The sequence below is a fragment of the Paracoccus cavernae genome, from assembly GCF_042430175.1.
GTDB lineage: Bacteria > Pseudomonadota > Alphaproteobacteria > Rhodobacterales > Rhodobacteraceae > Paracoccus > Paracoccus cavernae.
In genome coordinates, this window is the sequence record NZ_JBHMDZ010000048.1 from 127,638 (window position 1) to 153,406 (window position 25,769).

Below are 25,769 nucleotides of genomic sequence, written 5' to 3' on the forward strand. Positions count from 1 at the left end.
TTCGCGCCCGTTTCCCTGAAGCCAGAGGCCAGCCGTCCGGTCCGACCGGATGCAAGGCAGCCAGAACATGCGCCAGTTTGAAGGAATGCACCATGAACCATGCCTTGATGTTAAGACTGTCAGCCGGAGCGGCAGCCCTCTTTGCCGTGCCCGCCATCGCGCAGGAGGCCGCACAAGAGGCGGTGCCCGAGGTCGCCGCCATCGTCGAAACCACCATGGACAAGGGCGATGTCGCATGGATGATGACCGCCGCGCTTCTGGTCATGGCGATGGTTCTGCCGGGTGTCGCGCTGTTTTACGGCGGCTTGGTGCGCGCCAAGAACATGCTGTCGGTGCTGATGCAGACTACGGCCATCGCGGCAATGATCATGATCTTGTGGCTGCTCGTCGGCTATTCCATGGCGTTCGGCGGCTCGACCAGCCCCTTCTGGGGCGGCTTCGGCAAGATTTTCCTTTCGGGCGTCGGCATCGACAGCACCGCCGCGACCTTTACCGACGGGGTGGTCATTCCCGAATATGTCTTCATCTCGTTCCAGATGACCTTTGCCGCGATTACCGCCGTGCTCATCATCGGCGGTCTGGTCGAACGGGTGAAGTTCGGCGCGCTGATGGTCTTCTGCCTGCTCTGGGCTTTGCTGGTCTATTTCCCCGTCGCGCATATGGTCTGGGACTCGGCCGGTCTGATCTTCAACTGGGGCGCGCTTGATTTCGCTGGCGGCACGGTTGTCCATATCAACGCGGCCGTGGCGGCACTGGTCGGAGCCTTGGTGCTGGGTCCGCGCGTCGGCTATATGAAGGAAATGATGGCACCCCATTCGCTGCCCTTGGCGCTGGTCGGTGCGGCGGTGCTTTGGGTCGGCTGGTTCGGCTTCAACGCGGGTTCGGCGCTGGAGGCAGGCCCCGATGCGGCGCTGGCGATGATCAACACCTTCGCCGCCCCCGCTGCCGCAATCCTCGCTTGGGCCGGTCTCGAATGGGCGATCCGCGGCAAGGCCTCGCTTCTGGGCGGGATCTCGGGGATGATCGCGGGTCTGGTCGCGATCACGCCTGCGGCCGGTACCGTCGGTCCGATCGGTGCGCTGGTCCTTGGCGCGATCGGTTCGGTCGGGGCCTACTATTTCGTCACCGTGGTCAAGATCCGCATGGGCTATGACGACAGCCTCGACGTCTTCGGCATCCACGGCGTGGCCGGCATCATCGGCGCGATCGGCACCGGCATCCTGACCGCGCCGTCGCTTGGCGGCACGGGCGGCGACGACTACGCGATCGGCGCGCAAACCTTGGTACAGGCGCAGGCGGTTCTGCTGACGATCGTCTGGTGCGGTGTGGTGTCCTATGCCCTCTTCAAACTGATCGATGCGACCATGGGCCTGCGGGTCAGCCGCGACGACGAGCGCCAAGGCCTCGACATCTCGAGCCACGGCGAGCAGGCCTATCACCTCTGATCAAACCCGTGCGCAACGAAAAAGGGCCGGAGTTTCCTCCGGCCCTTTTGCTATCGGACTGCCAGCCCTCAGCTTTGCGGGCGGGTCTTTTTCGGGTCGTAATGCGACAGCGTCACCACGGTTGCGGGGATGCGCATCTGCTGGCCGTCGAGCTTGCCGACCTCGAGCTGCGTGCCCGGCTCGGCCACCGTCGGATCGACGCGGGCCAGGGCGATGTTCTTGCCCAAAAGCGGCGAGCGCGTGGCCGAGGTGATCTCTCCCACCTGAGCGCGGCCCTGGAAGATGCCGTCGCCGTGACCGATCGCCAGATTTGCATCGACATCCAGACCCACGAACTTGCGTGCCGGTGTCTCTTTGCGCCGGATCAGGGCCTCGCGGCCGATGAAATCGACCTGTTTCGACTTGAGCGGCACGGTAAAGCCGATGCCGGCCTCGAAAGGATCGGTCTGGGCGCAGAAATCATAGCCGGCAAAGATCAGGCCGGCCTCGATGCGGACCATGTCCAAAGCGTCCAGACCCATCGGCTTGAGGCCGAGGTCCTGACCATTCTCCCAAACCGCATCCCAGACCGCTTTGCCATCGCGGGGATGGCAGAAGATTTCGAAGCCCAGTTCGCCGGTATAGCCGGTGCGCGAGACGACAACCGGCACGCCCTTGGAATCGCCGATGCGGCCGACCGTAAAGCGGAACCAGCCCAGATCCTCGATCTTGGTCTGGTGCTCGGCGGTCCAGATGAAGCGCTTGAGGATCTCGCGCGAATTCGGGCCCTGAACCGCAAGGTTGTGCATCTGGTCGGTCGAGGAGCGGATCATGACCTGCAAACCGGCCTTTTCGGCCTGTTCGCGCAGCCATTCGCCGCCATATTCCTCGCCGCCGATCCAGCGGAAATTGTCGCGGCCCAGACGGTAGATCGTGCCGTCATCCAGCATCCCGCCCGACGGATAGCACATCGCGGTATAGACGACCTGACCGACCGCCAGCTTCGAGACATCGCGGGTCATCGTATAGTTCAAGAGCGCCTCGGCATCGGGGCCGGTGATCTCGAATTTGCGCAGGGGCGACAGGTCCATGACCACCGCGGCCTTGCGGCATGCCCAATATTCGTCGATCGCGCCATTGTTGGAATAGACCGTCGGCAGCCAGTAACCGCGGTAATCGACCACATTCGGCGTGAGCGCCGAGGTCCGTTCGTGGAAGGCGGTTTCTTGCGTCATGCGCGGCTCCGAATTCGGGGTGGGGCGCCATGCGGCGGCGCGCTGGAATTTCTCGGCGCCCGAATAGGTGCGCACGTGGATGTCGCTGAGATACCAGCCATTTGCGGGCGATGTGTCATCCGGACAAGCCGAGTTGACACAGACGATATCGGTCAGCGCGCGGAAGAGGACGTAATCGCCCGGCCGCGACCACGGCTCGTCCGAGATCAGCACGCCATGGGCATCGATCGCGGTGTTGAAGAACAGGTTGACCGCCATCCAGCCCGGACGGGCCGAAATGCCGTATTCCGACAGCGCATAGTTGAAGTTGTCCGAGCAGTTGACATGGCCCGGATAGCCGATGTCGTCGTAGTATTTTGCGGCGCAGGCCATGGCGAAAGCATCGTGACGCCCGACGGTATCCTGCACGACCTCGATCAGGGCGGTCATGTCCTGATCATAGTATTTGTTGTGCAGACCCGGCATCGAATAGGCATGGCCCATGATCGTGCGCGAGGTGGTCACGTCAATAGGACGCTCGATGCCCTTTTCCAGTTTGCGCGCGTCGAAACACTGCAAATCGGTACATTGGCGGCCGTCGACGTCGAGGACCTGAAAGTAATCGCCCGCCTTGACGAAATAGGCACGCGCCGTCGCCGAGGACACGCGCAGGTCAAGAAGCGGATCGGCTAGCGGATCGGGCAGATCGAATTGGCCGACCTGACGCGGCTTGGCGCGCTGGATGAAGACGACAAGCGGCGTGGCCGTGTCTTGGCTGTGCGGATCCATCGGCTCGGCAGGGGCCGCGACCAGCAGGTGGCCGGGGCGCGAGACGGTGAAGTTTTCTTCGGTTCCGGCTTTGGTCGAGGGGTCGAAAAACGACACTGCCCCCGCTTGCGCCAGATCGATACCGCGCCGTTTGAGGCCCGAGCGCAGGCCCGACAGCCCCTCGCCCGCACGGTCGCCCCGTGCCAAAAGCGCGCGCGTACCCTCGGCGGTCGAGTTCGACTTCGCGCCGATGACGGCGGCGTCGATGCGGCCGCTTTCGTCTGCTGCGACCAGTTCGCAGCGCTGTCCGCCCTCGTGGTTCACGATGCGGATCGTATCGCCTTCGCGCAGGCTGACCAGAAGCGCGCGGCCACCCGCGACCTCGTAGCGCTCGGGAGCATTGTGCTGGAGAATTCCGTTGGGACGGATCAGACGGCTGGCCCTTGGCGGGCCGGAAACGACATTGGGGAAGCGCTCATCCAGCATTGCAATCTCGCCAGTTAGGGGTTGCGTTGGCGGAAAATTTCTTTCACCGTGAGAAAGACGATATCCGAGCCCTCCGCCTGTCGCAACCGGATAGTCGGCGATGCCATACCACAGTATCAGGCGGGCTCGCCAGCGCCAGAAATGCGGCTGTGACGTTCATTCGCGTGATCATCCCAAGGCCAAGCCAAAGCCCGCCCCAAGACGTTCGTTTCCGCCCTCTCTTCCCCCGACTGCCCAAGCTCTCGCCGCCTTGCCTTCGCGACCTGCCCGCAGCACGGGGCCCCTTGGGCCCATGCGGCAACAGGTCGCAGCCGGATTTCGCGGGCGATCACCGCGAAATCCGCTGAAAAACCGCTCAAGACGCAAGGAAATTGCCACATTTGCTTGTTCTGGCAGCATAATCCGAAGAGCCTGCCTCGACGACCCGCCGAACTGTGACGAGATTGCGACTTTTTTTGCCAGATCGGCGCAAAGCTATCGTATCACTAACCCCGACGGCCGCGGATGCAGCCATGACGAGAATGGATTGACGGCATGACCATCGAACAGAAGGTGACTTCCGGCCCGCTCACCAAATCGGGCGGCGCGCTCAAGCAGAATCCGCATCAGGTGCGCGACGCGGGCGAGCGCAATCTCGAGGCCGCGATCGGTCGTGCCCTGCGCGCGGTGCGCCAGCAGCAGGGGATGACCGTGGTCGAGCTGTCCTCGCGCACCAGTATTTCTATCGGAATGCTCTCCAAGATCGAGAACGGGATCACCTCGCCCTCGCTCAATACCTTGCAAACGCTGAGCCATGCCCTGTCGGTGCCGATTACCACCTTTTTCAAAGGCTACGAGGAGCGCCGCGAGGTCCAGCATGTCAAAGCGGGCGAGCATGTCGAGATCGACCGCCGAGGCACGCGGGCGAACCATCAATACCATCTGCTCGGCCATATCGGCGCCAATAGTTCGGGTGTGGTGGTCGAGCCCTATCTGATCGTGCTGACCGGCGGCGAGGATGACGTTTTCCCGACCTTCCAGCATGACGGGATCGAGCTGCTCTATATGCTTGAAGGCAAGGTCGAATATCGCCACGGCGACCAGACCTTTCTGCTCGAGCCGGGCGACAGCCTGCTGTTCGACGCCGACGAGCGCCACGGGCCGGAAGAGCTGGTCGAGGTTCCGGCGCGCTATCTTTCGATCATCTCCTATCCGCAGGCCTGATCCGGCCTGCGGTAGTCTTGCGGCCGCTCAACCCGCGCTGAAACGGTTCCAGCGGTCCATATGGTCGCGTTTGAAATCGCTCACCAGATCGACGCAGGCCTGATCGTCGAGCAGGACCAGCTCGACATTCTGGGTGGTCAGCCATTCATAGGCGCCGCGGTAATGCGCGACCTCGCCGACGATGATGCGTTCGACACCCGCGACAATCGCGGCACCGGCGCACATCGGGCAGGGGGCCTCGGTTGCGACAAGGGTGGCACCCCGAAGCTGGCGGGTCTTCGATTTCAGGAAATCGCCAAGGCAGACCATCTCGGCATGGGCCAAAAAATCATTGTCCTGGATCTGGCGGTTATGGCCGCGGCTGACGATCTCGCCGTCGATCACCAGCACCGAACCAAAAGGCATGCCGCCGCTGTCGACGCCCTTTTGCGCTTCAGTGAGGGCCTCGGCCATCAGGGCGCGGTCGTTGTCGTTTGTCATTCTTTCACCCGTTGGAAAAGGAAGGGGGGGCGTGCGGTGACGCCCCGACCCGAGTTGTGTAGCTTATGCGCGCGCCGCGTTCTTGCTGCCCGAGAGCAGGAAGTGGAACAGCCCGCCGGAGAATGCGCCGAAGAACCAAGAATAGGCCGCGAGGCTGGCGAAAACCGGAAGCTGCGAGATCGACAAGGCGACAACGGCAGCCAGCACCAGCGCGACGATGGCCCGCAGGTTGAAGCCGTTCGAGTACCAATAAGCACCGCGCGGATCCTCGGTATAGAGGCTGTCGATGTCGATGCTCTGTTTGCGGATCAGATAGTAATCGCAGATGATCAGGCCGAAGATCGGACCGATGAACGAACCCAAAGTCCCCAGCGTGTACTGGATCATGACCGGGTTCGCGTATAGTTTCCACGGCATCACCGCGACCGAGATGAGCGAGGCCAGAACGCCCGCGCGACGGAAGCTGAGGTATTTCGGCGCGAGGTTCGTCAGATCCATCGCTGCCGAGACGAAGTTTGCCACGATGTTCGTCGCGATCGTCGCCGTCATGAAGGTCAGTGCGCCCAGAAGGATTGCCGTCGCATTGTCGAGACGCGCCACCAGATGGACAGGATCGGTGATCAGCTCGCCAAAGACCTTGAGCGCGCCCGAGGTGGTGACGACCGTAACCAGAGCGAAAAGCGCGAAGTTGATCGGCAGGCCGAGGAAGTTGGCGCGCTCCATCGCTTTGCGCGAGGTCATGAAGCGCGAAAAATCCGCGAAGTTCAACGTCGTGCCGGCAAACCATGCGACGGTGAAGGCAACGGCGGTGAACCATGCGGCGACGGCCTCGCTGCCGCTCAAGGCCTCCGAGCCGAGGCTGAAGTCGATATGGTCGAGCCCGCCCGCCTTATAGACGATCCAGCCCGCAAGGATGAACATCACCAGATAAATCGCGGGGCCGGCCCAGTCGGTGAATTTGCGGATCGCCTCCCAGCCGTAATAGAACACGGCGAGCTGCGAGAACCACATGACCAGAAAGCAGATCCAGCCGAGCGAGGTCATCCCGAGGATCGAATTGTCGTTGAGCGCGGCCGAACCGGGCGCAAGGCGCAGGGTCACGACGACCAGCGCGGTCGAGGCGACCCATGTCTGGATACCGTACCAGCAGGTCGCCGTCGCGGCCTTGATCATGCTGGGGATGTTCGCGCCGAAAACCCCGAAAGCCGGACGGCAGAATGCGGCGAAAGCGATGCCGTATTTCTGGCCGCTGCGGCCGGCGAGGTTGGTGAAGACATAGATCAGCATGATCCCGGCGATCAGCGCCGAGAAAACCTGGAAACCGCCCAATCCGAGCGTGAAAAGGCTGGCCGCGAAAACATAGCCCGCGACGCTATGGACGTTCGACATCCACATGGCCGATAGCGTGTAGACGCCCCAAGTCTGGTTTTTGACGGGAGCAATGTCTTCGTTCGAGAGCCGCTCGCTGACGGCAAAAGATGCAGAAGACTGCCCCAAAGAATGGGGGGATGATGAAGAGTTCAAGATGATCTCCGAGGCGGTGTTTTTGGGATGTGAGCAACCGCCCGCCTTTTAAATGGCGGTGCGGGTTTTGCCTGCTCGCGGCGGCCCGATTTCAAATTCTGGGTAATGTCTTCCGTCTGCGGGACATGGCCGAGCCTGTCGTTTTCCAGATTCGATCCTGGGTTAAAGCAGTTTCTAACAAGAGATCACAAATATTTGTAATTTTAATTGCTCATTTTTTGCAGAAAATGTTTTTATACTTCATTGAGAATTGCAGTGAAGACATAAGGGGGTTTTTACTGTGCTTCGCGCGGTATCGGCGCGGGATCCCTGTCGCAAGGCAGGCTTTTAAAACCGGATGCCTTTGGATGATTTGCGCAACCCCTGTAAAAATGCCCTTGTTTCAAAGGGCTTTTACGGTTTGCGCTAACCGGATGGCCAAAGAATGGTGGCCACGTTCGGGATGGTCAATATAATTTTAAACAACCCATAGCCGCGCACATAAAAAGCGCGCGGTTATGGCCGCGCGCGTTTTAATTCCGCTCTGTCGAAAGCCCGATTCACTCCTCGGGCCACCAGCCAAGCGAAGTGGGTTTGCCGTCGTCATATTGCGCCAGCCAATTGACCAACATCTCGCGGTTGCGCGCGAAACCTTTGTATTCGGCAAGCTCCTCGGGCAGCGTCTGGAGCACGCGGTGAAGGCGGCGGCCCCATTTCGGGACGGTCACCAGATCCTCGAAGCTGATGAGGTAGCAGCGGATCGGAAAGACGATCGCATTCGAGCGCGGCAGGCGGAAAAGCGTCTGCAACTCGACCCGCAAATGCTGGCGCTGGCCCACGGTGTCGGGGGTGAGCGTGGTCTTTGTCGGCCCCCATTTGGGATAGTTCTCGGGGCTCGTATCGAGCAGCGGATCGACCGTCATCGTCCAGTTGAAGCGGCGGACCGGCGCGCCGTATTGCAGCTTGAGCAGGAACTTCAGCGCGCGGTCGAAAATCCCCATCCCGCCCGCCAGCGGCACCGGCGCATGCCATTCGTGAAAGCTCATCCCGATGTCGAAATCGAGCGACCAATCGGCCTGGCTCGTCACCATTCCGGCCTCGATCCACAGATTGTCCTCGCGCTGGTCCTGCAGCGTGAAATCGCCCTGTGCTTGACGCGTGATGTATTCCATCGGCCCATAGGGTAGGGTGGTCTCGTCGAGGAAGGTGAAGGTGTCGTCGATACCGAGCGGCTTGTTGACCCAGTGCCAGCGGTTGCCGTTCTTGGTCAGCTGGAACAGGTCGGGATAGTCGCGCGCCTTGCTTTCCATGATCAGCTCGAGCAGGTCCCAACCCGCCAGCGTCATATGCGGCAGCGATTGGCAACGCAGAGGATCATCGGCCAGAACGCGGGCGCGGTCGGCCATTTCCGAGACGTAATGCTCGTCGACATCAAAGGCATGTTCGAAGACCGATCCGGGGCGGCCCGGCACATGCGGTTCGATATTGACCGAATACATGTAGTCGTCTTCGGGGAAGGGAAAGGGAAAGCGCGCGATCCCCGCGGCCGAATTTCGGTAGGTGAAATCGTTGCGGAAGGTCTCGTCGTTGAACTGAATTCCCATCGGCTCCTCCTACAGATCCAAAACCAGTCGCTCGCCCGCGAAACGCGACACGCAGGGCATGATTTTCTTTTGCGAGGCGCGTTGCTCGGGGGTCAGCCAGTGGTCGTTGTGTTCGATATCGCCATCGGCCACCACAACATCGCATTCGCATTGCCCGCAGGCCCCGCCGCGGCAGAGATAGGGCGCATCGACTCCCGCAGCCTCGATCGCCTCGAGCAGGGACTGGGTTGCGCCGACGCGGATGGTTTTTTCCGATTTCGCCAGCTCGACCGTGAAGGCTTCGCCGACCGGAGGGGCGAGAAACTCTTCGGAATGGACCGCGCCCTTGGGCCAGCCGGCTTTGTCCGCCATGTCGTGAACGTAGGCGATCATCCCCTTGGGGCCGCAGACATAGACATGGGTTCCGAGCGGCTGGCCGCGCAGAAGCGCCGGAATGTCCATGCGGATATTTTCGTCGTCATAGTAAAGATGGACGCGGTTTTCATAGCTGCGCTTCAGCTCGTCGCCGAACTGGCCGAGCTTGCGGCTGGCGACCGCGTAATGCAGCTCGAAATGGGCGTTGCGCTCGTCCATCTGCGCCATTTGCGCGATGAAGGGCGTGATCCCGATACCGCCCGCCAGCAGCAGGTGTTTGCGCGCGCGCGTATCCTCGGGAAAGAGGTTCACGGGATAGGAGATGGTCATCTCCATCCCCGGCTCCACATGGTTGTGCATGTAAAGCGAGCCGCCACGGCCGCAATCGTCGCGCCGGACCGAGATGGCATAACCCGTCGTGTCGGACGGATCGCTCATCAGCGAGTATGGGTTGAGGCGGCGCGTGCCGTTGTCGTTCATCTCGACGACGATATGGCTGCCGCCCGAGAAGGGCGGGACGGGGCCGCCGTCACGGGGCACGAAGCGGAAGGTCTTGATCAGCTCGTTGACCGCGGTGACTTCGGTAACCCGCGCCTGGATTTTTGGGGCTCCGCTGCTCATGGGAATTTTTCCACCATCTCGGGGACAAGGCCGGGATCCTCGGCATCGATGTTGACGCCCTGAAAGGCCGCCAGCCTGCGGGAATAATGGTCGCGCACGAAAAGATGCAGGCCGCAATGGCTGCAGACCATCGGATCCGTGGTGACGTTTTCGGTGATGCCCTTGCAATGGACGCATTGCACGCGCCGCGCCAAAGAGCCGCGATGTTCGGAGTGGATCCCGTTATAGGGAAAGCCCACTTTCATCGCCTCGCTTTGCGTGACGCCGATCAGGGTCTCGGTTCCCGCCAGATAGATCTGCAGGCCCATATGCGCATCGCCGAGCGCCTTGCGGACCCGCGACATCGCGGCCGAAAGCGAGGGGCCGTGATAGAAGCGCGCGACCCCGAGACCGGCGAGTTCCTCGCCCATATCGGTGCCGTTCGCCGCTTTCACATAGATCAGATGCGTATCGGTTTTCAGATCCATGCCCAGAGCGTCGGCCTTGGCGAAGAGGTCGAGGATCGCGCCTCCCCCTTCGCCATCGGCCACCATCAGATGGGCACTGCCTTGGTGGGGTTCGAGAACACCATAGACGGGCCGGGTCGAGATCGAGGGCGCGAATACGGTTTTCGTCATTGTCCTACCTCAGTTCCGTTTCAGCCCTTGGCGGTGCGGCGTTTCTTTTCGACGTCGTAGAACGGCATCGAATGGGTGACCGCCACGACGTCCTTGCCGCCGGATTTCACGGTGACTTTGGTGCCGTCATTGGCGAATGCGACCGGCAGTCGGGCAATGGCCACGGTGTATTTGTTGACCGGCGAGACCAGCCCCTGCGTCACCACGCCGATATCCTTGCCGTCCGCGTAAACGCGCGAGCCGATCTCGGGCATATCGTCGCTATCGAATTTGAGGCCCCAGATCTTGAAGCGCTCCTTGCCCTTGAGGCGGGCATGTTCCTCGGCACCGCGGAAGCCGGTGAAATTCGGCGAGACGGTGAAATCGAGGCCAAGCTCCCAAAGCGTATCGCCCGGGCCCTCGTTGTCGAAGGGGAAGCTTTCCGAGTTGTCGCCCGGATAAAAGAGCAGGTAGCTTTCGACCCGCAGCAGATCGAGCGTGCCGAACTGGACCGGCACGATGCCCATGGGCGCGCCTTCTTCGACGATGCGGTCCCAGATCACGGGGGCATCCTCGCCACGGCAGAAGATTTCATAGCCGCGCTCGCCGGTATAGCCGGTACGCGAAATCATCACGGGTTTGCCGAAAAGCGCGGTCTGGATATGGCCGAAGTAGGCCAGATCGCGAATGCCAGGAATATGGTTGGCCAGATAGTCGACGGCCAGCGGTCCCTGAAGCGACAGGTCGTGCATATTGTCGTCGAAATTGATCGAGACATCTTTGCCCAAGCCTGCTGCATTGAGCTGCTCGAGGCCCGCTCCGGTGCCGTGGACCACCAGATAGGTGTTCGGCCCCTGGCGGTAGATGACGCAGTCGTCGACGAACTTGCCGGCATCGCTCAACATGCAGGCATAGACCGCGCGGCCCGGCATCAGCTTGGCCATATTGCGGGTGGTCGCACGTTCGATCACCTGTGTGGCGGCAGGTCCGGTGACGTGGACTTTCTTCAGGCCCGAGACATCCATCAGACCGGCCTTGGTCCGGACGGCGACGTAATCGTCGATCATCGGTTTGTCATAGGTCCAGGCAGTGGGCATGCCGTTCCAGTCTTCCAGATTGGACCCCAATGCCCGATGCCGGTCCGCCAATGTGGAAATGCGCCAAGAATTCGCCATGCTCTCCCCCAGAATTTAGCAAGTCGTCGGTGTTCTGCCCTGATGCGACCATTCCGGCAGGGTAAAATCAAAGGAAAAGAATATTCCTAATAGAAAAGTATTGCATGAAAGCTGCGGACAGTTTGCTCGGATCGTGAAAAATCAAGGGCCTGCCCCGCACATCCGGCGGGGCAGGCGCACGGGAGCGCGAGGGGCGGCGCTCCATGCCTGAAAAAGGCGCGACAAAGGGCACGGGCGCGCGGAACGCCACGCCCTTCAGCTTGGCGAGACGAAGAACCAGTTCGAGAACAAAACCACGCCCAGACCGGCAATCAGCGCCAGATAGGGCAGGAAGCCTGCGCGGCGCGGACCAAGGTCGCCGTCCGGATCAAGGCCGAGATCCTCCATCGCTTCGCGCGGGAAGCGGCCCTTGTCGGTCACCCAATGGCGATAGGCAAAGACCGGAATGATCAGGGAAGCAAAGATCAGACCCGCCCAAAGCGCCTGCGAATAGCCCCAGACCTTCGCGCCCGCACCCAGAAAGACCGCATTGACGAAAGCCAGCATCGTATTGACCGTCAAAAGCCAGGTCGGCGCCTTCCACGGGCGCTCGAGATGCGGCGAGTCGATCCGGTGGATCCAGCCCGCATTGAGGTTGAGGAAGTTGAACATCAGATAGCCTACGTTCGAGATGGCGAGGACGTAGAAATACCCTCCCGGATCCGAGGCCAGCGCCAGCAGGAAGGTGTTGAACACCAGATCCTGACGCATTGCCCCGATCGGCGCGCCGTTCTCGTTCACTTTGCTGAGGTATTTGGGCAGCCAGCCGTCGCGCGAGCCCTGATAAAGCGTGCGCGACGAGCCCGCGCCCGCCGTCATGATCGACATCAGCAGCGCGAGTATCATCAGCAGAACAAAGAGATGGATCACGATCCCCGAATTCGAGATCATCCGTCCCAGAGCCTCGCCGATACCGCTGCCGTCGGCAATGGCGGGGGCGAGCAGGCCCTCGTGGCCATAGACCCCCTGAAAGGCGAAGGGGATCAGCATGAAGAAAAGCATGCAGAGCAGGCCCGAATAGAAGATCGCCTTGAACGTATCGGTCTTGGGATCCTTGAGTTCGCGCGTATAGCAAACCGCGGTTTCGAAGCCGTAGGTCGACCAGGCGGTGATATAGAGCGCGCCCAGAACCAGCGTCCAGCCGCCGACATTCCACGAGCCCTCGACCGGAGAGGAGGCGGCGGCAGGCGGCACGATATTGGTGACGTAATCCCAGTTGATCGAGCCGTTCAGGATCGGGATGATTCCGGCCGCCAGAAGCGGGACCAGAACGATGATCGCGAGGACCTTCTGCACACCGGCCGCCGTGCCGATCCCGCGCTTCTGGATCGTATACATTGTCAGCATCAGCGCGACGCCGACCACAAAGGTCGAATTGAAATGCAGCGTTCCGAGACCCGGAATGCCGATCTGCGCCGCTTCCCAGACCCGAACCGCCGGCGTCAGCGCCGTGATCGCATCGCCGGTCAGTAGCGCGTTGACGCCTTGCGCCGCCGTCTGGCCCGGATTGGCGGCCAGCCATTCGAGAACGCGCGGGCTCGCCTCGGTCAACGATGCCGCATTGGCCGCAACCCAGGCCATGACTTGCGGGCTATCCGCGCCTGGAACGGGGAAGAAAGCGTTGAGGATATAGCCCGCCGCAATCGCGCAGCCCAGTGACAGCACGGGGCTCCAGGCGAACCAGTTGCACCAGACCGAAAGAGGCGCGACCAGTTTGGAATAGCGCATCCATGCCGTCGCGCCATAGACCGAGGTTCCCCCCGATTTGTTGCCGAACATGCCAGCCATTTCGGCATAGGTGAAGCTTTGCAGAAAGCCCATGCACATCGAGACGATCCAGACGACGAAGGCCACCTTTCCGGCGACCCCCGCAATCCCGCCGATCGAGAAAAGGACGAGGGGCGGGACCCCGGCCGCCACCCAGAACGCGCCTTGCCAGCTCAGCGTGCGCATCATTTCATTAGGGGAGTTCTGGCCTTCCGAACGGGCGAAAGTGGGTGCCGATCCGGTGCTGGAAGGCTGCGGAAAATCCGTCATAGCGTAGCTCCGTCACCTGTTGGTGTCACGAGAGTGACGCAGATTCGTCTTCCCACAAAGAAAAAATTTCTCCTGTGGGTCAAAATAATTGCGAATCGTTCAATGCGGCAAGGTGCCGCAACCTGCCGCAAGCCATATCTTTGACAGATTATGCGGCCAACTATGGGGATTCGCGTGACAAATTCCGCGCATCTTCGGTGGCCGCATCGGAACCTCTGCCGCGATTGCAGTGAAATGGCAGGGGCCGGAGCGGGGAAAATCACCCGAATGAGGCGGGGATTCCCGCCGTGCGGGCAAATAGTCGCGCCCCAAGTCAGGCCGACCCTTCCCGCTTGTGAAATCTCGGTGCAGGATCACGTCATCCAACTGTCGGGGGGCAAGTGGGACAGATGACGACGGATCTAGCGGCCTTCGCTGCAAAGCGGGGGGTCAAGCATTTCATGATCTCATACACCGATCTTTTCGGGGTGCAGCGCGCCAAGATGGTGCCGACCGAAGCGATCGGGCAGATGAGCAAAACGGGGGCGGCCTTTGCCGGTTTCGCGACATGGTTCGACCTGTCCGCCGCCCATCCCGATCTTCTGGCCCTTCCCGATTGCAGCCATGTCGTCCAGCTGCCCTGGCAACCCGAGATCGCCTGGGTTCCCGCCAATTGCGCCCTCGGTGGCGAGGAATTCGCCCAGGCACCGCGCAATGTCTTGCGCCGGCTGGTTGCCGCGGCCGAGGCGGCCGGCCTGCGGGTGCGCACCGGCGTCGAGCCCGAATTCTTCCTGCTCAATGCCGAGGGCACCGCACCCCATGACGCGCTCGACCGGACCGAGAAGGCTTGTTACGACCAGCAGGCCATCATGCGCCGCTACGATCTTTTCGCCGAGCTGATGTCCCATATGACGACGATGGGCTGGCGGCCCTACCAATGCGATCACGAAGATGCCCATGGCCAGTTCGAGATGAACTGGGGCTTCGACGATGCGCTCGTGACCGCCGACCGCCATGTGTTTTTCAAGTTCATGCTGCGCTCGATCGCCGAAAGGCAGGGCATCCGCGCCAGTTTCATGCCCAAGCCCTTCGCGGGCAAAAGCGGCTCAGGCTGTCATGTCCATGTCTCGGTGTGGGATGCCGCAGGCGAAGAGAACCTCTTTCTCGACCCGCAAGCGCCGCTGGCCTTGTCGCAGCTCGGCCGCCATTTTCTGGGCGGGATCGTCCGGCATACGCCCGCTTTGGCCGCGATCTGCAATCCCACCGCCAACAGTTACCGCCGCATCAATATGACGCGCACCGATGCCGGATCGAGCTGGGCACCGGCCTCGGTGACATGGGCGGGCAACAACCGCACCCATATGGTTCGTGTCCCGGCGCCGGGCCGGTTCGAGTTTCGCCTGCCCGATAGTGCCGCGAACCCCTATTTGCTTCAGGCAGCGATCATTGCCGCGGGACTGGACGGGGTGCGGCGCAGCCTCGATCCGGGGCCGGTGAGCACGCGCGACATGCATTCCGAAGGCCATCTCGTCACCGATGCGCCACGCCTTCCCGCCGATCTGCGCGATGCCTTGCGCCAATACGAGGCCGACACGCTTCTGTCGGAGGCGATGGGGCCGGAGTTTTCAAGCGCCTATCTCAAGCTGAAAATCCGCGAATGCGAGCGTTTCGCCGAGCACGGCAATGAATGGGAACACGAGCAGACACTCGATGTCTAATCTTAGAGATATCCTCTGCAAGCCATTGCCATAAAACGCAAACGACCCGCATTTTCATGCGGGTCGCGTGACGGTGTTCAGACTGCGCCCGATCAGTTGCGCAGATAGCTTTCCATCGTGTCTTCCAGCGCATCCTTCCACGGCGTGTGGTGGATCGGGGCCATCGTGCCGGTGATGACCGAGCGGTAGGCCTTGTTGCGGAAGCCCATGATGTCGTCCTTCTTGTGGTCCTTCCACTCAAAGAAGGCCGCACAAGCGCCGTCGACATCGAAGGACGGGTAATCCGTCTCGGCGATCAGTTCCTTGACGTAATCGCCCTGATACTGGATCGCGTCGTGGGTATCGACGCCGGCATCCTCGCCTTCCTCGCGGGCTTTGACATCGGCCAGAAGCGTCGCGGTTTCGCGCGGGATCGCTATCTTGCCCATGATCGCGTCGCGGACCCACCAGGCCTGCGCGTCAAACATGTTGAAGGTGAACCACTGGTCCTGCATCCCGAGATAGAACATCTTCGGGTTATAGACATATGCCACACCCTTGTAGAGATCGGCCGATGCCAGACGGTTCTTGGTCTTGAGGCGCAGATCGTCGGGCAGGAAGGGGAAATGGTGCTTGTAGCCGGTGCACAGGATGATCGCGTCGATCTTCTGGCTGCTGCCGTCCTTGAAATAGGCGGTGTTTTCGTCCACGCGCTCGAGGATGGGGACCTCTTTCCAGTTCGCGGGCCATTTGAAGCCCATCGGCTGGGTGCGGTGCGCGACGGTGATCGAATTCGCGCCGTATTTCCAGCATTGCGAGCCGATATCCTCGGCCGAATAGGAGGTGCCGATCAGCAGCAGATCTTTGCCCTTGAACTCCATCGCGTCGCGGAAATCATGGGCGTGGAGGATGCGGCCGCCGAAACGGGTGAAGCCCGGGAATTCCGGTGCGTTCGGGGTCGAGAAATGGCCCGAGGCGACGATCACATTGTCGAACTCCTCGGTATACATGTGGTCCTTGACCAGATCATGCGCCGTGACGGTGAATTTCTCGGATTTCGCGTCATAGGTGACCATGCGCACCGGCGTCGAGAAGCGGATCCATTTGCGTACACCCGCCTTGTCGACGCGCCCCTGGATATAGTCGAACAGCACGGCGCGCGGCGGGTAGCTGGCGATCTGCTTGCCGAAATGCTCTTCGAAGGAATAATCCGCGAATTCGAGACCCTCTTTCGGGCCGTTCGACCAAAGGTAGCGGTACATCGAGCTATGGACCGGCTCGCCATTGCCGTCGAGGCCGGTGCGCCATGTGTAATTCCACAGCCCGCCCCAATTGTCCTGTTTCTCGAAACAGACGATCTCGGGGATCTCGGCCCCTTTGTTGGCGGCGGATTGGAAGGCACGCAACTGTGCAAGCCCCGAGGGCCCTGCGCCGATCACAGCAACTCGTTTGGTCATGTGGACTCCTCCTCAACACCCTTTTCGAGGATGTGTATGCTTGGGCTGGCTGTCAAATAGTCAAATCGAAGGGGGGAGGGCCGGACCGCTGCGGCCCGACCCACCGGATCAGATCGTGAGGCCCTCGGGCTCGGCCAGACCGTTCGCGCGGCAGCAGGCAGTCACCGTATTGGCCAAAAGACAGGCAATCGTCATCGGACCGACGCCGCCCGGCACCGGCGTAATTGCCGAGGCACGCGGCAGGGCGCTGGCGAAATCGACATCGCCGACGAGGATCTGCTTGCCGTCGCGTTCGATGCGGTTGATGCCGACATCGATCACGACCGCGCCTTCGGCGATCCATTCGCCCTTGACCATCTCGGGGCGGCCGACGGCGGCGACGACGATATCGGCACGGCGCACGACATCGGGCAGGTCCTTGGTGCGCGAATGCGCGATCGTCACGGTGCAGCTATCGCCGAGCAGAAGCTGGGCCATCGGCTTGCCGACGATGTTGGAGCGACCGATCACCACCGCATTCTTGCCCGAGAGCGAGCCCATCAGGTCGCGCAGCAGCAAAAGGCAACCCAGCGGGGTGCAGGGCACCATCGCCTTTTGCCCCGTGGCCAAAAGGCCCACGTTAGAGATGTGGAAACCGTCGACATCCTTGGCCGGATCGATCGAATTGATGACCAGATCCGAGTTCAGATGATCGGGCAGCGGCAGCTGCACCAGGATGCCGTGGACGGCCGGATCGGCATTCAGTTTCGCGATCAGCGCCAGAAGCACCTCCTCGGAGGTCGAGGCATCCAGCTTGTGCTCGAACGAGGCCATGCCGGCCTCGATCGTTTGTTTGCCCTTCGAGCGGACGTAGACCTGGCTTGCAGGATCCTCGCCCACCAGAACCACCGCAAGACCCGGGGTGATGCCGGCTTCGGATTTGATGCGGGCGACATGCTCCGCGACCTTTTCCCGAATGCCTGCCGCGAAGGCCTTGCCGTCGATGATACTTGCGCTCATGGTCCCTCTCTCGCTGACTGCGACGGGCCTGATATCAGCCCATCCGTTCGGAAGCGTATCCACCCGAACTGGACGGGAAGACAACCGTCTTATTGCCGTTCACGAAGGCGCGATGGTGGATATGTGCGTGAATCGCGCGAGCGAGCACCTGCGCTTCGACATCGCGGCCAAGGCTGACGTAATCCTCGGGCGATTGGGCGTGGGTGACACGGATGATGTCCTGCTCGATGATCGGGCCCTCGTCGAGGTCCGCGGTCACGTAATGGGCCGTCGCGCCGATCAGTTTGACGCCGCGCTGATAGGCCTGCTTATAAGGGTTTGCGCCCTTGAAGCTCGGCAGGAAGGAGTGGTGGATGTTGATGATCCGGCCCGACATTTTCTGCGAAAGGTCATCGGAGAGGATCTGCATGTAGCGCGCCAGAACCACCAGCTCGGTGCCGGTATCCTCGACGATTTGCAGCATCTTGGCTTCGGCTTCGGGTTTGTTGTCCTTGGTGACCTTGATGTAGTGGAAGGGGATGTCGTGGTTCACGACGACCTTCTGGTAGGTCATGTGGTTGGAGATCACGCCGACGATGTCGATCGGCAGCGCGCCGATCTGCCAGCGGTACAAGAGGTCGTTGAGGCAATGGCCGAAATTCGAGACCATCAGAAGAACCTTCATCTTCTCGTTGGTCTCGTGCAGCTGCCACTGCATGTCGAATTCGCCCGCGATCGGCTCGAAGGCCTCGCGCAGCTCGGCGGCGCTTTTGCCCTCTTCGGAGCGGAAGCTGACGCGCGTGAAGAAGCGGTCGTTTTCCTGATCGTCATACTGGGCGCTATCGGTGATGTTGCAGCCGTTGGCGGCCAACATGCCGGAAATCGCGGCAACGATTCCCCGACGGGCGGGGCAGGTTACGGTCAGCACTTGGTCGGCCATCTTCGGCTCCTGAAAACTTCTGTGATCGTGTCTGTTTCGGCTCACGTCCGGGTACGGCACAAGGTCTGGTCTTGGTGGCGAACCTTGATGTACCCCAACTGTGCGGAGACGGTCTTTAAACTGTCAAGAAAAAGACTTTCCTCTCATTCTTTGGTCTTTGCTCCCGTCCCGAGCCTGATCCGCGGCTGTCGTGCACCAATGCCAACTCTGCGCAAAGTGCAAGACCACTGAAGTCGTAAAGCGTTAACTTTCGCTCGCGGGCGGCGGATACGGCGCAAATCGCGCCAAACGCGACATGGCCCTGCATGAGCCTCTATGGTCCCCGCAGGGGCGGCAGGGGCGCCCGAAGAGCCCTCTCGACAAAGCGCGTCCGAAGATGCCAGCATCATGCGGGTCCTGCCTTCAGGCAGAAAGGCGCGCGCCGAAGGGCCGGCCCTGATCCCCCAACCCCCGAAGGAGAAACGATGAATCCCGTCCGTACCGAGATCCGTGGTGCCGTCCTCGAGGTCACGCTCGACCGCCCCAAAGCCAATGCGATCGACCTTGCGACCAGCCGCCTGATGGGCGAGGTCTTCACCCGTTTCCGCGATGATCCCACACTTCGCGTCGCGATCTTGACCGGCGCGGGCGACAAATTCTTTTGCCCCGGTTGGGATCTGAAGGCGGCGGCCGAAGGTGCCTCGGTCGAGGGCGATTACGGCGTCGGCGGCTTTGGCGGATTGCAGGAGCTGCGCGGGATGAACAAGCCCGTCATCATGGCGGTGAACGGGATCTGCTGCGGCGGCGGACTCGAGGTCGCGCTTTCGGGCGACATGATCATCGCGGCCGACCATGCGAGCTTCGCCCTGCCCGAGATTCGTTCGGGCACGGTTGCCGATGCCGCCTCGATCCGGCTGCCCAAGCGTATCCCCTATCATATCGCGATGGAAATGCTGCTGACCGGCCGCTGGATGCAGGCCGACGAGGCCGCGCGCTGGGGCATGATCAACCGCGTCGTTCCCGCCGACCAATTGATGACCGAGGCGCGCAAACTGGCCGACGAGCTCGCCTCGGGGCCGCCGCTGGTTTTCGCCGCGATCAAGGAAATCGTGCGCGAGGCCGAGGATATGAAATTCGTCGATGCGATGGCACGAATCGCGCGCAACCAGTTCGAAACGGTCGAGGTGCTGCACCGCTCCGAGGATCAGCTCGAAGGGGCGCGCGCCTTTGCCGAAAAGCGCGATCCGATCTGGAAGGGCCGCTAGGCCGCGCTAGCCCTGCCGCGCTGCGCCGATCGTTTCGCCATATTGGCTGCGATAGGCGCGCGCGAGCGTGGCCGAGGAGGCAAAGCCCGTGCGCGCCGCAATCTCGGCCAAAGTAAGTCGCGTATCCATCGCCAGCGCGCGGGCATGCGACAGCCGGATCAGCCGGTAATAGCGCCCCGCCGGCATCTGTAAGGTCGCCATGAACATGCGGTCGAGCGTGCGCAGGGAAACGGCGGCGATCTCGGCGATGTCGGGCAGGGGCAGGGGCGTGTCGGCAGTCTCGCGCATCGCCTTGACCGCGCGTTGCAGTGCGGGCGGCAGGCCGAGATCCATCATCCGCGGCACGGCGGGCGGGTAATCGACGGGGCTGTCATAGGGGCCGGAGGTCGCGGCGATCCGGCCGAACATATTGGCGACATCAAAGCTGAGCGCCTCGTCTCCGCGCCCGCTGATCAGCGAAAGCGTCCAGTCGAGCACCCCGCCCGCGCCGCCGCAGGTCACGCAATCGCCGTCCTGCACCCAGGGCGTGGTCAGCGAGTCTACGTCGAGGAAGGTCTCGGCGAAAGCATCGAGCTCCATCCAGTGGATCGTCGCGCGCCGTCCGGTCAGCAGCCCCGCCCCCGCCATCAGCCAGGCGCCGGTATCAAGCCCCACGGTCAGCGGCAGGCCGCGCGATTTGCGCCGGATGATCTGGGTCGCGGCGCGGCTCATATGGTCGCGCGCGCCGTATCCCGTCACCACGACCAGCGCATCCGTGGCCCCGATCCGGTCCGCCGAAAGGTCCGCCGCCAGCGAAAGCCGCGACGAACTGGTCGCAGGCTGGCCGTCCATTGTCGCAATCTGCCATGAAAACAGGCGCTTGCCTGAAATATCGCGGGCTGCACGCAAGGGTTCGATCGCGCAGGCAAGGATCATGTTCGAGAAACCGTCGAACACAAGAAAAGTTAAATGGAAGGGCGATTCTGGCGTCATAGGCAAATGATAAGGCTGACAATGCAAATCACAATGCCTGAAAGCCTCTACGCTCAAGGTTAACGACAAAGCCTTTACCTGCCGGAGCCACCATGAACCGCGACGTTTTCATTACCTGTGCCGTGACCGGATCGGGCCAGAGCCATCTCAAATCGGACAAGGTTCCGCGCTCGCCCAAACAGATCGCCGAAGCCTGTATCGAGGCCGCCAAGGCTGGCGCGGCAATTGCCCATGTCCATGTCCGCGATCCCGAAACCGGCACGCCCTCGCGCGATCCCGCGCTTTACCGCGAAGTGGTTGAGCGCGTGCGTTCCTCGGATACGGATGTCGTTTTGAACCTGACGGCAGGCATGGGCGGCGACATCATTCTGGGCGACGTGGAAAGCCCGCTGCCGCTTGGCCCCGGCACAGATATGGTCGGCGCGACCGAGCGTCTGGTCCATGTCGAAGAGCTTCTGCCCGAGATCTGCACGCTTGACTGCGGCACGATGAATTTCGCCGAAGCCGATTACGTCATGACCAACACGCCCGGCATGCTGCGCGCAATGGCGCGGCGCATTCAGGCCGCAGGCGTGCGCCCCGAGATCGAGGCTTTCGACACCGGCCATCTCTGGCTCGCCAAAACGCTGGTCGACGAGGGGTTGATCGACGATCCGGTGATGATCCAGCTCTGCATGGGCATTCCCTATGGCGCGCCGGCCGATCCCAATTCGCTGATGGCGATGGTCAACAACATCCCCGCCGGCTGGACCTATTCGATGTTCTCGATCGGGCGGATGCAGATGCCCTATGTCGCGCAGGCGGCGCTGGCGGGCGGTCATGTCCGCGTGGGTCTCGAGGATAATATCTGGCTCGATCGCGGGGTTCTGGCCTCGAACGGCGATCTGGTCGACCGCGCGGGCACCATTCTGACCAATATGGGCTGCCGGATCATGACGCCCGCCGAGGTGCGCGAAAAGCTTAAACTGACCCGCCGCTAAAGGACGGGCAAAACAGGGAGAAGCACGATGACCAATTTGACCAGACGCGGCCTTTTGGCCGGAACCGTCGCCGCCACCGCCGCGGGGCTGCTGCTGCCTTACGGCGTAGCCGCCCAAGAGGCGCAGCCCAAAGTCGGCGGCTCGATGCGGATCGGGATGTCGGGGGCGGCGACCTCGGATACGCTTGATCCGGCGCTGTTTTTGTCGGGGCCGGTGATCATCGGCATGCTCGCGGTCTGCAACACGCTGGTCGAGATCGACCATACCGGCAAGGCCGTTCCCGATCTTGCCGAAAGCGTCGAGCCGGATGCGGGCGCGGTGATCTGGACCTTCAAGATCCGCAGCGATGCGACTTTCGGCGACGGCAAGGCCGTGACGGCGAAAGACGTGATCGCCTCGTTCAACCACCATCGCGGCGAGGCCAGCAAATCGGGCGCGAAAGGCCCGCTGGAACAGGTCAAGGACATCCGCGCCGATGGCGATCACACCGTGGTCTTCGAGCTGAATTCGGGCAATGCCGATTTCGCGACCATCACCGCCGATTACCACTATCTCATCATGCCCGCCAACGAAGACGGCACGATGAACTGGCAATCGGGTCTGGGCACGGGCGGCTATACGCTCGAACATCACGATCCGGGCGTGCGGGTCTCGCTGAAGCGGCGCGGCGATTACTTCAAAAAGGACCGCGCATGGTTCGAGACGGTCGAGATCATCGCGATCTCGGACCCGACCGCGCGCCAGAACGCGCTGATGACCGGCGAGGTCGATGTGATCAACGCCCCCGATCTGGCGACGGTCGGTCTGCTCAAACGCCGTCCCGGCATCTCGCTGGTCGAGACCACCGGCACCGCGCATTACACCATGCCGATGCTGACGAACGGCGCGCCGCTCAACGACAACAACGTCCGCCTTGCGCTGAAATATGCGATCAACCGCGAGGAATTCCTCGAAAAGATCCTGCACGGCTACGGCAAGGTCGCCAACGATACCCCGATCACGCCCGCGAACCGCTATTATGCGGCCGATCTGCCGCAGCATAGCTACGACCCCGACAAGGCGAAGTTCCACCTCAAACAGGCGGGGATGGACAGTCTCGACATCGACCTGTCGACCTCGGAAACCGCCTTTACCGGCGCGGTCAATGCGGCGCAGCTCTTCCAGCAATCGGCCAAGGCCTGCGGCATCAACGTCACCGTCAAGCGCGAGCCGGAAGACAATTACTGGACGAATGTCTGGATGAAGAAGCCCTTCTGCATGGGCTACTGGAACGGCCGCCCGACCGAGGACGATATGTTCAGCCTCACTTATGCATCCGGCGCGGAATGGAACGAGAGCTTCTGGGAAAACGAGAAGTTCAACCAGCTTCTGATCACCGCGCGGACCGAGCTCGACGATGCGAAACGCCGCGAGATGTATCACGAGATGCAGGCGATCGTGTCGGAAGACGGCGGCACGATCATTCCGGTCTTCGTCAACTATGTCGACGCCAAGAACGACAAGGTCGCGCATGGGCCGGTGGCGGGAGACCGCTTCTTCGACGGCTGGAAAATTGTGGAACGGTGGTGGGCAGCATGAAAATCGCAGCAATCGGCGGCGGGGTTATCGGCGGGGGATGGATCGCAAGATTCATCCTCGCGGGCCATGACGTGCGAGTCTTCGACCCCCATCCCGAGGCGGCCCGCATCGTCGGCGAGGTCATGGGGAACGCCTCTCGAGCATGGGGCAAGCTTTACCAAGCACCCCTTCCCGAGGCGGGCCGCATCATCTGGTGCGACAGCATCGCCGATGCGGTCAAGGATGCCGATTACATTCAGGAAAGCGTGCCCGAGCGGCTGGATCTCAAACACAAGATCCTGTCCGAGATAGAGGCCGCAGCCCCCGCGGATGCCGTGATCGGCTCGTCGACCTCGGGCTTCAAACCCTCGGAGCTGCGCGAAGGTGCGCGCCATCCCGAACGCATCCTTGTCGCACACCCGTTCAACCCCGTTTATCTTCTGCCGGTGGTCGAGATTGTCGGCGGCAGCGGCGACGGGGCCGATGCGGCGCGGCGTGCGACCGATCTTTTGTCGCAGGTCGGGATGAAACCCGTCTCGATCGCGCGGGAGATCGACGCCCATATCGGCGACCGCCTGCTGGAAGCGGTGTGGCGCGAGGCGCTTTGGCTGGTCAATGACGGCATCGCCACGACCGAGGAAATCGACGACATCATCCGCTTCGGCTTCGGCCTTCGTTGGGCGCAAATGGGCCTGTTCGAGACCTACCGCATCGCGGGCGGCGAGGCGGGGATGAAGCATTTCCTCGCACAATTCGGCCCCGCGCTGAAATGGCCGTGGACGAAACTGATGGATGTGCCCGAGCTCGACGACCGGCTCGTCGGCATGATCGCGGATCAATCGGATGCGCAATCGGGGATGCATTCGATCCGCGAGCTGGAACGCATCCGCGACGACAACCTGATCGGAATTTTCCAAGCGCTCAAGGCCAACAACTGGGGCGCAGGGCAGAACCTTCAGGAGATGGAAAACCGCTTTTATGCCCGCGAGGTTGCTGCGCCCTCGGGCTATCCGCTCCAGCTTCACCGCGCGAGCGTCAGCGGCGAATGGCTTGATTACAACGGACATATGACCGAGTTCCGCTATTTGCAGGTGCTGGGCGATGCGACCGACGCCTTCATGATCCATGTCGGGCTGGACGCCGATTACCGTGCGGGCGGCTTTTCGGCCTATACGGTCGAAAGTCACATCCGCCATCTTGCAGAAGCTTCGGGCGGCGATAGGCTGAAGGTGGAGACCAGACTTTTGGGCTATGATGCCAAAAAGTTCCGCCTGTTCCACAGCATCCTCAGGGAAGATGGAACCATCGTCGCGACAGGAGAACATATGCTATTGCATGTCGATACCAAGGAAGGGCGCGCGGTTGCCATGAGCGGCGACCTCGAGGCGGCTTTCGCGCGGATCGCGGCGCTTGATCTGGCGCTGCCCGCGCCCGAAGCGGCAGGTGCCGGCATTCGCCGCATCGGCCAGAGGGAGGCCGCCGCATGAGTGAGACCCGATCAAGCAGCGCCCTGAAACACATGATTCTGACGCGGCTTGGTATCGGTGTCTTCACGCTGTTCATCATCTCGGTTCTGGTCTTTCTGGCGGTTTCCATGCTGCCGGGAGACATTGCCGAACAGGTCCTCGGGCGGAATGCCACGCCCGAGGCCGTCACCGCTTTCCGCGACGAGCTCGGCCTCGACCAGCCCTTGATCCAACGCTATTTCGGCTGGATCGCGGGGGTGCTTCAGGGCGATTTCGGCAATTCCCTTGCCAATGGCCGGCCGGTTTCGGAACTGCTGGCCGGGCGTCTGGGCAATACGATGTTTCTCGCCGCCTATGCTGCCGTGATCGCGGTGCCGCTGGCGGTGGGGCTGGGCCTTCTGGCCGCTTTGTGGCGTGGCGGCTGGTTCGACCGCATCGTCAATATCCTCAGCCTCAGCGCGATTTCCTTTCCGGAATTCTTCATCGCCTATCTGCTGATGTTCTGGCTGTCGGTCAAACTGGGCTGGTTTCCCTCGATGGCGAGCATCTCGCCCGGCGCGGGCCTCTCCGAGATGCTCTCGCGCACCTTCCTGCCCGCAATCACGCTGGTTCTCGTCGTGACGGCGCATATGATGCGCATGACGCGGGCGGCGGTCGTCAACGTTCTGGGCGCGCCCTATATCGCCATGGCGCGGCTCAAGGGCGTGAGCCCGTGGCGCGTCATTGCCTTCCACGCTTTGCCCAATGCGCTCGCGCCGATCATCAACGTGATCGCACTCAATATCGCGTGGCTCATCACCGGCGTCGTCATCGTCGAAGTGGTTTTCGTTTATCCCGGCATGGGCCAGCTGATGGTCGACAGCGTGACCAACCGCGACATGCCGGTGGTACAGGCCTGCGCGCTGATCTTTGCCGCTGTCTATATCCTGCTCAACCTGCTCGCGGATGTGCTGGCCATCGCCACCAACCCGCGCCTGCTGCATCCGAGGTAAGCC

General features: G+C 61.9%; 20 protein-coding genes. 8 read left to right on the forward strand and 12 right to left on the reverse strand.

All coding sequences use genetic code 11. From position 1 onward, the window contains the following. Positions 1–92: 92 nt before the first annotated feature. Entirely contained in the window at positions 93–1,445 is a 1,353-nt protein-coding gene (locus ACFFUC_RS17250; RefSeq protein ID WP_377688137.1) for an ammonium transporter, read from the forward strand. Positions 1,446–1,513: 68 nt separating this feature from the next. On the opposite strand, the gene ACFFUC_RS17255 is transcribed toward ACFFUC_RS17250, so the two are convergent. Then, entirely contained in the window at positions 1,514–3,892 is a 2,379-nt protein-coding gene (locus ACFFUC_RS17255) for a trimethylamine N-oxide demethylase (protein WP_377688138.1), read from the reverse strand. Positions 3,893–4,426: 534 nt separating this feature from the next. On the opposite strand from ACFFUC_RS17255, the gene ACFFUC_RS17260 reads away from it, so the two are divergent. Further along, positions 4,427–5,095 (forward strand): helix-turn-helix domain-containing protein, encoded by a 669-nt coding sequence (locus tag ACFFUC_RS17260; protein ID WP_377688139.1) that lies wholly within the window; start codon positions 4,427–4,429, stop codon positions 5,093–5,095. A 27-nt stretch (positions 5,096–5,122) separates the two neighbouring features. On the opposite strand, the gene ACFFUC_RS17265 is transcribed toward ACFFUC_RS17260, so the two are convergent. The 7 genes from ACFFUC_RS17265 to ACFFUC_RS17295 form a co-directional block, all read right to left on the reverse strand. Next, positions 5,123–5,575: a nucleoside deaminase gene (locus tag ACFFUC_RS17265; RefSeq protein WP_377688140.1), complete on the reverse strand. Its 453-nt coding sequence runs from the start codon at positions 5,573–5,575 to the stop codon at positions 5,123–5,125. Positions 5,576–5,638: 63 nt separating this feature from the next. Beyond that, positions 5,639–7,099, reverse strand: a complete 1,461-nt coding sequence (locus tag ACFFUC_RS17270; RefSeq protein WP_377688141.1) for an NCS1 family nucleobase:cation symporter-1 — start codon at positions 7,097–7,099, stop codon at positions 5,639–5,641. A 539-nt stretch (positions 7,100–7,638) separates the two neighbouring features. Continuing rightward, positions 7,639–8,682, reverse strand: a complete 1,044-nt coding sequence (locus tag ACFFUC_RS17275) for a heme-dependent oxidative N-demethylase family protein (RefSeq protein WP_377688142.1) — start codon at positions 8,680–8,682, stop codon at positions 7,639–7,641. Positions 8,683–8,691: 9 nt separating this feature from the next. After that, entirely contained in the window at positions 8,692–9,657 is a 966-nt protein-coding gene (locus tag ACFFUC_RS17280) for a PDR/VanB family oxidoreductase (protein WP_377688143.1), read from the reverse strand. Then, the gene (locus tag ACFFUC_RS17285; protein WP_377688144.1) at positions 9,654–10,274 is read right to left on the reverse strand and encodes a dimethylamine monooxygenase subunit DmmA family protein; all 621 of its coding nucleotides are present in this window, start codon (positions 10,272–10,274) and stop codon (positions 9,654–9,656) included. The genes ACFFUC_RS17280 and ACFFUC_RS17285 overlap by 4 nt, the downstream gene beginning before the upstream one ends. A gap of 20 nt (positions 10,275–10,294) precedes the next feature. After that, entirely contained in the window at positions 10,295–11,428 is a 1,134-nt protein-coding gene (locus tag ACFFUC_RS17290) for an aminomethyl transferase family protein (RefSeq protein ID WP_377688145.1), read from the reverse strand. Positions 11,429–11,683: 255 nt separating this feature from the next. Then, positions 11,684–13,504, reverse strand: coding sequence for a trimethylamine N-oxide permease (locus ACFFUC_RS17295; protein WP_377688146.1), 1,821 nt, complete (start codon positions 13,502–13,504; stop codon positions 11,684–11,686). 389 nt (positions 13,505–13,893) lie between these two features. On the opposite strand from ACFFUC_RS17295, the gene glnT reads away from it, so the two are divergent. After that, complete coding sequence (glnT, locus tag ACFFUC_RS17300; RefSeq protein WP_377688148.1) at positions 13,894–15,201, forward strand: type III glutamate--ammonia ligase; 1,308 nt, start codon at positions 13,894–13,896, stop codon at positions 15,199–15,201. Positions 15,202–15,293: 92 nt separating this feature from the next. On the opposite strand, the gene ACFFUC_RS17305 is transcribed toward glnT, so the two are convergent. From ACFFUC_RS17305 to purU, 3 genes are all read right to left on the reverse strand, one after another. Next, on the reverse strand, positions 15,294–16,637 hold the full coding sequence (locus ACFFUC_RS17305) for a trimethylamine monooxygenase (protein WP_377688149.1): 1,344 nt from the start codon (positions 16,635–16,637) through the stop codon (positions 15,294–15,296). A gap of 108 nt (positions 16,638–16,745) precedes the next feature. Continuing rightward, a complete protein-coding gene (folD, locus tag ACFFUC_RS17310; RefSeq protein ID WP_377688150.1) occupies positions 16,746–17,636 on the reverse strand; it encodes a bifunctional methylenetetrahydrofolate dehydrogenase/methenyltetrahydrofolate cyclohydrolase FolD in 891 nt (296 codons plus the stop codon). Positions 17,637–17,670: 34 nt separating this feature from the next. Continuing rightward, positions 17,671–18,555 carry a formyltetrahydrofolate deformylase gene (gene purU, locus ACFFUC_RS17315; RefSeq protein WP_377688151.1) on the reverse strand — a complete coding sequence of 295 codons (885 nt, stop codon included), beginning with the start codon at positions 18,553–18,555 and terminating at the stop codon, positions 17,671–17,673. 464 nt (positions 18,556–19,019) lie between these two features. On the opposite strand from purU, the gene ACFFUC_RS17320 reads away from it, so the two are divergent. Further along, positions 19,020–19,799: a carnitinyl-CoA dehydratase gene (locus ACFFUC_RS17320; protein ID WP_377688152.1), complete on the forward strand. Its 780-nt coding sequence runs from the start codon at positions 19,020–19,022 to the stop codon at positions 19,797–19,799. Positions 19,800–19,805: 6 nt separating this feature from the next. Here ACFFUC_RS17320 and ACFFUC_RS17325 read toward each other — a convergent pair whose 3' ends face one another. Next, positions 19,806–20,771, reverse strand: coding sequence for a GlxA family transcriptional regulator (locus tag ACFFUC_RS17325; RefSeq protein ID WP_377688153.1), 966 nt, complete (start codon positions 20,769–20,771; stop codon positions 19,806–19,808). A gap of 92 nt (positions 20,772–20,863) precedes the next feature. On the opposite strand from ACFFUC_RS17325, the gene ACFFUC_RS17330 reads away from it, so the two are divergent. The 4 genes from ACFFUC_RS17330 to ACFFUC_RS17345 are packed head-to-tail and all read left to right on the forward strand — an operon-like array spanning position 20,864 to position 25,766. Beyond that, positions 20,864–21,751, forward strand: coding sequence for a beta-keto acid cleavage family enzyme (locus ACFFUC_RS17330; protein ID WP_377688155.1), 888 nt, complete (start codon positions 20,864–20,866; stop codon positions 21,749–21,751). A gap of 27 nt (positions 21,752–21,778) precedes the next feature. Then, entirely contained in the window at positions 21,779–23,329 is a 1,551-nt protein-coding gene (locus ACFFUC_RS17335) for an ABC transporter substrate-binding protein (RefSeq protein ID WP_377688156.1), read from the forward strand. Beyond that, complete coding sequence (locus tag ACFFUC_RS17340) at positions 23,326–24,795, forward strand: carnitine 3-dehydrogenase (RefSeq protein ID WP_377688157.1); 1,470 nt, start codon at positions 23,326–23,328, stop codon at positions 24,793–24,795. The genes ACFFUC_RS17335 and ACFFUC_RS17340 overlap by 4 nt, the downstream gene beginning before the upstream one ends. Next, the gene (locus tag ACFFUC_RS17345; protein WP_377688158.1) at positions 24,792–25,766 is read left to right on the forward strand and encodes an ABC transporter permease; all 975 of its coding nucleotides are present in this window, start codon (positions 24,792–24,794) and stop codon (positions 25,764–25,766) included. The genes ACFFUC_RS17340 and ACFFUC_RS17345 overlap by 4 nt, the downstream gene beginning before the upstream one ends. The last annotated feature ends 3 nt before the right edge of the window (positions 25,767–25,769 follow it).

Bases quoted from the DNA above. Each gene is read 5' to 3' on its own strand.
- ACFFUC_RS17265 (WP_377688140.1), bottom strand. From the start codon at position 5,575: ATGACAAACGACAACGACCGCGCCCTGATGGCCGAGGCCCTCACTGAA.
- ACFFUC_RS17260 (WP_377688139.1), top strand. From the start codon at position 4,427: ATGACCATCGAACAGAAGGTGACTTCCGGCCCGCTCACCAAATCGGGC.
- glnT (WP_377688148.1), top strand. From the start codon at position 13,894: ATGACGACGGATCTAGCGGCCTTCGCTGCAAAGCGGGGGGTCAAGCAT.
- ACFFUC_RS17325 (WP_377688153.1), bottom strand. From the start codon at position 20,771: ATGACGCCAGAATCGCCCTTCCATTTAACTTTTCTTGTGTTCGACGGT.
- ACFFUC_RS17280 (WP_377688143.1), bottom strand. From the start codon at position 9,657: ATGAGCAGCGGAGCCCCAAAAATCCAGGCGCGGGTTACCGAAGTCACC.
- ACFFUC_RS17285 (WP_377688144.1), bottom strand. From the start codon at position 10,274: ATGACGAAAACCGTATTCGCGCCCTCGATCTCGACCCGGCCCGTCTAT.
- folD (WP_377688150.1), bottom strand. From the start codon at position 17,636: ATGAGCGCAAGTATCATCGACGGCAAGGCCTTCGCGGCAGGCATTCGG.
- ACFFUC_RS17290 (WP_377688145.1), bottom strand. From the start codon at position 11,428: ATGGCGAATTCTTGGCGCATTTCCACATTGGCGGACCGGCATCGGGCA.
- ACFFUC_RS17275 (WP_377688142.1), bottom strand. From the start codon at position 8,682: ATGGGAATTCAGTTCAACGACGAGACCTTCCGCAACGATTTCACCTAC.
- ACFFUC_RS17335 (WP_377688156.1), top strand. From the start codon at position 21,779: ATGACCAATTTGACCAGACGCGGCCTTTTGGCCGGAACCGTCGCCGCC.
- ACFFUC_RS17345 (WP_377688158.1), top strand. From the start codon at position 24,792: ATGAGTGAGACCCGATCAAGCAGCGCCCTGAAACACATGATTCTGACG.
- ACFFUC_RS17330 (WP_377688155.1), top strand. From the start codon at position 20,864: ATGAACCGCGACGTTTTCATTACCTGTGCCGTGACCGGATCGGGCCAG.
- ACFFUC_RS17340 (WP_377688157.1), top strand. From the start codon at position 23,326: ATGAAAATCGCAGCAATCGGCGGCGGGGTTATCGGCGGGGGATGGATC.
- ACFFUC_RS17295 (WP_377688146.1), bottom strand. From the start codon at position 13,504: ATGACGGATTTTCCGCAGCCTTCCAGCACCGGATCGGCACCCACTTTC.
- ACFFUC_RS17255 (WP_377688138.1), bottom strand. From the start codon at position 3,892: ATGCTGGATGAGCGCTTCCCCAATGTCGTTTCCGGCCCGCCAAGGGCC.
- purU (WP_377688151.1), bottom strand. From the start codon at position 18,555: ATGGCCGACCAAGTGCTGACCGTAACCTGCCCCGCCCGTCGGGGAATC.
- ACFFUC_RS17305 (WP_377688149.1), bottom strand. From the start codon at position 16,637: ATGACCAAACGAGTTGCTGTGATCGGCGCAGGGCCCTCGGGGCTTGCA.
- ACFFUC_RS17320 (WP_377688152.1), top strand. From the start codon at position 19,020: ATGAATCCCGTCCGTACCGAGATCCGTGGTGCCGTCCTCGAGGTCACG.
- ACFFUC_RS17250 (WP_377688137.1), top strand. From the start codon at position 93: ATGAACCATGCCTTGATGTTAAGACTGTCAGCCGGAGCGGCAGCCCTC.